Source organism: Nocardia sp. NPDC004722, assembly GCF_053601505.1.
The window spans coordinates 1-6,342 of the sequence record NZ_JBSGBY010000503.1 but is presented as its reverse complement, the minus strand read 5'-3'; the positions used below and the strand labels follow the sequence as shown (position 1 = coordinate 6,342).

Below are 6,342 nucleotides of genomic sequence, written 5' to 3'. Positions count from 1 at the left end.
GGCGTCCTCGGCGGTGGAGACGACGGGGTTGCCAAGGCCTGCAGTGGTTCCCGTGACGACGGGTCGCGCTACTGTGCGACCGACGTGCACGCTGCCTGCGGTGAGGGCGCCGAGGATGGCGGCCGCGGCGGGTGGGAGGTGGGCGGACAGGCTGGTGTCGGCGGCGAAGAGGATTGCGCCGGAGGTGGGGGCCACCAGGGTGCCTATGCCGTGGAGGATCGAATCCACGGCTGGGATTTTGTCGCCGACCAGGTCTACGACCAGTAGGACCGCGATCACGAGTAGGGCGGGGATCGAGGACAGCCAGGTGTAGGAATGGCCCAGGTCTATCCAGCCGAAGCGGTCGGCCAGACCTACCAGTAGCAGTGGCAGCCAGGCGTTGAGGCCCGCCGCGCCCGACAAACCGAAGGCGCCCAGGACGGCCCCGACGGCCGAGGTGATCTCCATGTCGACAGTGTGAGGCCACGGGCCGACAGTCGGGGGCCGCCGCGCGTGGTCAGCGGTATTCGGGGTTCTCGAAATCGAAGCGGCAGCCCGCGTCCCAGGCCGAGCGCTGGTTGCCGTGGGCGGGGATGCCGTTGGCGTCCTTGAGGATTCGGGCCAGGTGCAGCAGATTCCAGGTCATGAATGTGGTGTTGCGGTTGGTGAAGTCGTTGTCGGGGCCGCCGGAACCCGGATCCAGGTAGGAGGGGCCGGGCCCGGCCTCGCCGATCCAGCCCGCGTCCGCCTGCGGGGGAATCGTGTAGCCGAGATGCTGCAGGCTGTAGAGGACGTTCATGGCGCAGTGTTTGACGCCGTCCTCGTTGCCGGTGATGAGGCACCCGGCCACCCGGCCGTAGTAGGCGTACTGCCCGGACTCGTTGAGCAGATGCGAGTTGCCGTAGAGCCGTTCGATCACCTTCTTGGTCACCGAACTGTTGTCGCCCAGCCAGATCGGGCCCGCGATCACCAGGATGTCGGCGGCCATCACCTGACGCTGCAACGCGGGCCACTCGTCGCTGGCCCACCCGTGCTCGGTCATGTCCGGCCACACGCCGGTGGCGATGTCGTGGTCGACGGCGCGAATATGGTTCACCTCGACGCCCTGCTTCTCCAGGATGTGCGCACTCACGTCGATCAGCCCCTGGGTGTTGCTGATCTCGGGAGAACGCTTGAGGGTGCAGTTGATGAACAGGGCCCGCAGGTCGCCGTAATTGGTCATGGGAGGCAGTGTCGCGCGGTGGCCCCGCCGTTACAGGGAGCCGCCGATCGGCCTGCGCGCCACGGCTCGATCCGCCTGCGCGCCACCGCTACTGCGGCCGCGTGCGCCGTGCCGCGTCGGTCGGCGCGGGGATCCACAGCGGTGTGGTGGGGAACTGATCGGTGGGCGGGTCGATCGGCATGGGCGGCGCGGGCGGCTGTGGAGCGGCCGGCGGCGTGCGGCGCTCCTTGCGCGCATTCCACCAGTGCCGCAACTGTTCCCAGCGGGTGGCGCGGGCGGGCCAGAACTCCTCGACACTGGCGTTGAACTCCGCGCCGAGAATGATCGAGAACCCCAGGAAGAAGGTGAACAGCAGGAAGGCGATCGGCGTGGCCAGCGCGCCGTAGGAGATGCCGTTGCGCGTCACCCAGGCCAGATACCGCCGCAGCCCCTCGCTGGCGGCCATGAAGAACACGCCCGCCACCAGCGCGCCGCCGAAGAGCCGATGCCACGGCAAGGTCCGATGCAGAGCCGTCTTGTAGAGGAAGGTCAGCCCGACGATCAGCAGCAGACCGGTGCCCGGGTAGTAGAACGCGTCGATGAGCCGCAACCCCGGTTCCCGCCAGGTATGCGGCAGCACCCGCCCGACGAGGGTCGGCCCCAACGCGATCAACGGCAGCACCAGCACGGCGATGATCAGGAACGCCACGTACAGCAGCAGCGCGAAGATCCGCTGCCAGACCGGATGCCGCGCGGTGGCCTGCCCGTGCGCGGCGGTGATGGCGTCGACGAAGGTGGCCATGGCCGAGGACCCCGCCCACAACGACAGCACGAAGCCGACCGAGATGATCCCGCCGTGCCCACGCTGCAGCACATCGTTCACCGTCGGCTGCACCAGCGTGTCGACCACGTTGGGGCTGAACGCCTTCCGTGCGAAGCTCAGGATCTTGGCCTGCACGATATTGACGGTATTGGGCCCGAACCAGTGCCCCACGTACCCCAGACTGCCCAGCAGCCCCAGCAGCAGCGGTGCGAGCGAGAGCGTCTGCCAGAACGCGGCAGCGGCCGACTTGGCGAAGATGGAGTCGTCCCACGCCTTGACCGCGACGTGTACGACGAGTTGCCGGACCCTGCCCCAGCGTGTGGCGGCGAGCACGACGGGCGTTCCCGGGACGGGCGCGTCGGCGTGTTGCTGAGATTCGTCGTGCGCGTTCATCGTGGCTCAAGCATCGCCTACCAGCGGTTCGAATGGGACCAGTCGCGCAATGTGTCGTGGCGCACTCGAAGGGGCTGTGTCGGATTGGAAAGCTGTCGGTTGCACTGGCTACTCTCTACCGAGTGACTTCGGGTGGTGGCGGTTCTCTACGTGCATGGCAGCGCAGGGCTCTAACCAAGTATCTGACTGCCAAGCCGCGCGATTTCCTTGCGGTCGCGACGCCTGGTGCCGGTAAGACGACGTTCGCTCTGCGAGTGGCTGCCGAGTTGTTGAACGACCGCACGGTCGATCAGGTGACGGTGGTCGCGCCCACCGAGCACCTCAAACACCAGTGGGCGGCCTCGGCCGCGCGCACCGGGATTCAGCTGGACTCGAACTTCTCCAACTCGACCGGCTCGACGTCCTCGGACTATCACGGTGTGGTGGTCACCTACGCGCAGATCGCGTCGCACCCGTTCAAGCACCGGGTGCGCACCGAGAACCGCAAGACGCTGGTGATCATGGACGAGATCCATCACGCCGGTGACGCCAAGAGCTGGGGCGAGGCGGTCGAGGAGGCGTTCTCCGACGCCACCCGCCGCCTGCATCTGACCGGTACCCCGTTCCGCAGTGACGACTCGAAGATCCCGTTCATCACCTACGAGGCCGACGAGTCCGGTTTCGAGAAGTCGCGCGCCGACCACACCTACGGCTACTCCGAGGCGCTCGCCGACGGCGTCGTCCGCCCGGTCGTGTTCCTCGCCTACTCCGGTGAGGCGCACTGGCGCGACAGCGCGGGCGAGGAGTATTCCGCGCGTCTCGGCGAACCCCTCAATGCCGAACAGACCGCGCGCGCCTGGCGCACCGCGCTCGACCCGGCCGGTGACTGGATGTCGAAGGTGCTGCAGGCCGCCGACACTCGCCTGCGTCAGCTGCGCGCCACCGGCATGCCCGACGCCGGCGGCCTGGTGATCGCCACCGATCAGGACAAGGCGCGCGACTACGCCGAACTGCTGGAACACATCTCGGGCACCAAGCCGACCATCGTGCTGTCCGACGATCCGGACTCCTCCAGTCGCATCGGCGAGTTCAGCAACAACACCGATCCGTGGATGGTCGCGGTGCGCATGGTGTCCGAGGGCGTCGACGTACCGCGCCTGGCCGTCGGCGTGTACGCCACGTCTGCCTCGACGCCGCTGTACTTCGCGCAGGCCATCGGCCGTTTCGTGCGTGCCCGCAAGACCGGTGAGACCGCGAGCGTGTTCCTGCCCTCGGTGCCGGTGCTGCTTGATCTGGCCGCGCAGCTGGAGTTGCAGCGCGACCACGTGATCGGCAAGCCGCACCGCGAGGCGAACGCGCTCGAGGACGAACTGCTCATCGACGCCAACCGGCAGAAGGACGAGCCGGGCGAGGAGGAGAAGAAGTTCGTCGCCCTGGCCGCCGACGCCGAGCTCGACCAGGTCATCTACGACGGTGACTCCTTCGGCACCGCCACCTTCTCCGGCAGTGACGAGGAGGCCGACTACCTCGGCATTCCGGGCCTGCTCGACGCCGACCAGATGCGCGCCCTGCTGCGTGAACGCCAGTCGCGCCAGCTGGCCGAACGCAGCGCCGCCGCTCCGGCCGGTCCCAGCGTGGAGGCCGCCGCCGAACGCGCCGCCACCTCCGACCGCCTCGGCGAACTGCGCCGCGAACTCAACAGCCTGGTCGCCATGCACCACCACCGCACCGGCAAACCCCACGGCGTCATCCACGGCGACCTGCGCCGCGAATGTGGCGGCCCCCCAACGGCCCTGGCGACGGCCGACCAGCTCACCGAACGCATCGCCGCCCTCCGCCGCATCTGACCAACTCGCGTCCACTCCGCATGTCACGGACCCAGCATGCGGAGTGGACGGCCATCTTCACGCGATACGTAGCTCGATCGCGACCGGGTCGCCGACCTCGAGTCCTTCGGCGACCCGCACGGCCTTCTTCACCGGCAGCACGAAGGTGCCGCGCTTGCTGTCGGGAAAAATCGAGGTGGCCCAGCGGGTGACGCCCACGGCGACCTTCACCTTGATCGACCCGAAACCTGCTGCGGTATGCCCGAATCGCTCGTCGATATCGTCGGCGACGGACTCGGGCAGGCTCACGAAGAACCACGACGCCTGAGCCTCCCACTCCCAGAGCTCGGCGGTGAACGAGTACGCGGGGTTCGCCATGCCACGACGGTATCGGCAGGGACCGACAGGTCTGCCGGTGTCCCGGTTCGGCAGACCGCCCGTCCTCAGCCGAAGTAGGTCGCCGTGTCGAGGACCTCGAGCGGCGTCCAGTGAGGGATCGAAGCCGGGGTGTCGTCGTCCGCATCGGGTGGGGTGCTGCGGTAGCCCTGGAGATCGAGTGCGAGCCAGGGATTTTCGTCGATCAGGCGGACCACGGCATAGCAGGTGGCGAGCATGTGCAGGCAGCGAGGATTGCGGGCGCGACACGAGCAATCCGTTCCAGCCAGGGTGGGGGTGATCGAGAGCCCGGCGGCGAGGACGGCGGCGTGCAGGTCGTCGCCGAGGACGAGGGCGTCGGCGGGGACGATGCGCGCGAGGGCGTCGATCGTGGTGCGCGGCAACGGTGTCAGCTCGAGATGGGTGACCGAGGCTTCCGTGCCGCGGTGGATGTGGGCGCGCACGATGGTGCCCTCGAGTTCGGTGCGCACGCCGTTGTTGCGGGCGATGCTGCGGGCGCGGGGGAGCAGCGGCTCGGGTTTGGTGAGCCGCAGCGGTTCGGCCAGGCGCACCCAGTCCCGGCCCCAAGCGGTATAGCCGAATTCGTTGTCGGGCATATCAGTTCCCCCGCTTCCGGCGCAGCAGTTCCATGAGTCGTTCGTCGTCGAGCCGCGCGAGTTCGGCGATGCCGTTCGCGTCGGTGAGGTCGGTGAGCGCGGATTTGCGGTCGTGCATGCCCGCGATGTGCTCCTCGATGGTGGTGCCGGAGGTCAGCGTGGTGACGGTGACCGTGCGGGTCTGCCCGATCCGGTGCGCGCGATCGGAGGCCTGCGCCTCCACCGCCGGATTCCACCAGCGGTCGAAATGAACGACGTCGGCGGCGCGGGTCAGCGTCAGACCGGTGCCCGCCGCCCGCAGACTCAGCACCAATATCGGTGGCCCGGCGGGGGATTGGAAATCCGCGACGATGGCCCCGCGCTGCTCCTGGTCGAGCCCGCCGTGGAAGAACGGCACCCGCACCCCGAACGCCTCGGCGCAATGCCGCACCAGCAGCTCACCGGTCTGCCGGTACTGGGTGAACACCAGCGTCGGCGCGTCCGATTCGAGATTGCCCGCCAATATGTCGGAGCAGACGTCGAATTTGCCCGACCGCCCGGCCAATTCGTCCAGCTCCCCGGTGATCAGCCCCGGATGATTGCACACCTGCTTGAGCTCGGTGAGCACCGCGAGCACCCGAGCGTGCCGCTGCGCCCCGGCGCCGAATCCGGCGGTCTCGGCCCGATCCAGCAGCTGGTCGTAGAGCCGCTCCTGCTCGTCGGTGAGATCGCACACCAGATCGCAGTGGATCTTGGGCGGCAGCGACGCGGCCACCTGGGATTTGCGCCGCCCCAGCACGATCGGCTCGATGGCGTCGCGCAGCCGCAGTACCGCCGGGGCCGAACCCTCGGTGATGGGCCGCACGAACCGCCGCCGGAACTGCGCCTTGTGCGTGAATTCCCCTGGCACGATGAGGTTCAGCAGAGCCCACAGCTCGTCGAGATGGTTCTCCACCGGCGTTCCGGTCAGCGCGATCCGCGCGTCGGCCGTGATCGCCCGGGCCGCCTTCGCCACCTGGGTGCGCGGATTCTTGAGCACCTGCGCCTCGTCGAAAACCACACTGGCCCACTGCCGTCCGGCCAGCGCCGCGCCGTGCCCGCGCAGCGTCGGGTATCCGGTCACGACGATCGTGCCAGCCTCCGCGTCCGGGGCGTCCCCGCCGCGCCAGG

At 68.6% G+C, this 6,342-nt stretch carries 7 protein-coding genes; 1 reads left to right on the top strand and 6 read right to left on the bottom strand.

Annotated features, from left to right (window positions below):
* The 3 genes from ACWELQ_RS34700 to ACWELQ_RS34690 form a co-directional block, all read right to left on the bottom strand.
* Nucleotides 1-447, bottom strand: a 447-nt coding sequence (locus tag ACWELQ_RS34700; protein ID WP_452401246.1) for a DUF4126 domain-containing protein, incomplete at its 3' end; no start/stop codon positions are given.
* A gap of 49 nt (nucleotides 448-496) precedes the next feature.
* Nucleotides 497-1,201: a flavodoxin family protein gene (locus ACWELQ_RS34695; RefSeq protein ID WP_452401245.1), complete on the bottom strand. Its 705-nt coding sequence runs from the start codon at nucleotides 1,199-1,201 to the stop codon at nucleotides 497-499.
* A gap of 88 nt (nucleotides 1,202-1,289) precedes the next feature.
* Nucleotides 1,290-2,396, bottom strand: a complete 1,107-nt coding sequence (locus ACWELQ_RS34690; RefSeq protein WP_452401244.1) for a YihY/virulence factor BrkB family protein — start codon at nucleotides 2,394-2,396, stop codon at nucleotides 1,290-1,292.
* Between the two features lie 104 nt (nucleotides 2,397-2,500).
* Here ACWELQ_RS34690 and ACWELQ_RS34685 point away from each other — a divergent pair, with 104 nt between their 5' ends.
* Nucleotides 2,501-4,222, top strand: a complete 1,722-nt coding sequence (locus ACWELQ_RS34685; RefSeq protein ID WP_452401247.1) for a DEAD/DEAH box helicase — start codon at nucleotides 2,501-2,503, stop codon at nucleotides 4,220-4,222.
* 57 nt (nucleotides 4,223-4,279) lie between these two features.
* Here ACWELQ_RS34685 and ACWELQ_RS34680 read toward each other — a convergent pair whose 3' ends face one another.
* The 3 genes from ACWELQ_RS34680 to ACWELQ_RS34670 form a co-directional block, all read right to left on the bottom strand.
* Nucleotides 4,280-4,579 carry a DUF1905 domain-containing protein gene (locus tag ACWELQ_RS34680; protein ID WP_452401243.1) on the bottom strand — a complete coding sequence of 100 codons (300 nt, stop codon included), beginning with the start codon at nucleotides 4,577-4,579 and terminating at the stop codon, nucleotides 4,280-4,282.
* A gap of 65 nt (nucleotides 4,580-4,644) precedes the next feature.
* Nucleotides 4,645-5,193, bottom strand: a complete 549-nt coding sequence (locus ACWELQ_RS34675) for a hypothetical protein (RefSeq protein WP_452401242.1) — start codon at nucleotides 5,191-5,193, stop codon at nucleotides 4,645-4,647.
* Between the two features lies 1 nt (nucleotide 5,194).
* Nucleotides 5,195-6,342: DEAD/DEAH box helicase (locus tag ACWELQ_RS34670; RefSeq protein ID WP_452401241.1), on the bottom strand; the 1,148-nt coding region annotated here is incomplete at its 5' end.

Coding starts and splice junctions, on each gene's coding strand:
- ACWELQ_RS34690 (WP_452401244.1), bottom strand. CDS start 2,396: ATGAACGCGCACGACGAATCTCAGCAACACGCCGACGCGCCCGTCCCG.
- ACWELQ_RS34695 (WP_452401245.1), bottom strand. CDS start 1,201: ATGACCAATTACGGCGACCTGCGGGCCCTGTTCATCAACTGCACCCTC.
- ACWELQ_RS34680 (WP_452401243.1), bottom strand. CDS start 4,579: ATGGCGAACCCCGCGTACTCGTTCACCGCCGAGCTCTGGGAGTGGGAG.
- ACWELQ_RS34675 (WP_452401242.1), bottom strand. CDS start 5,193: ATGCCCGACAACGAATTCGGCTATACCGCTTGGGGCCGGGACTGGGTG.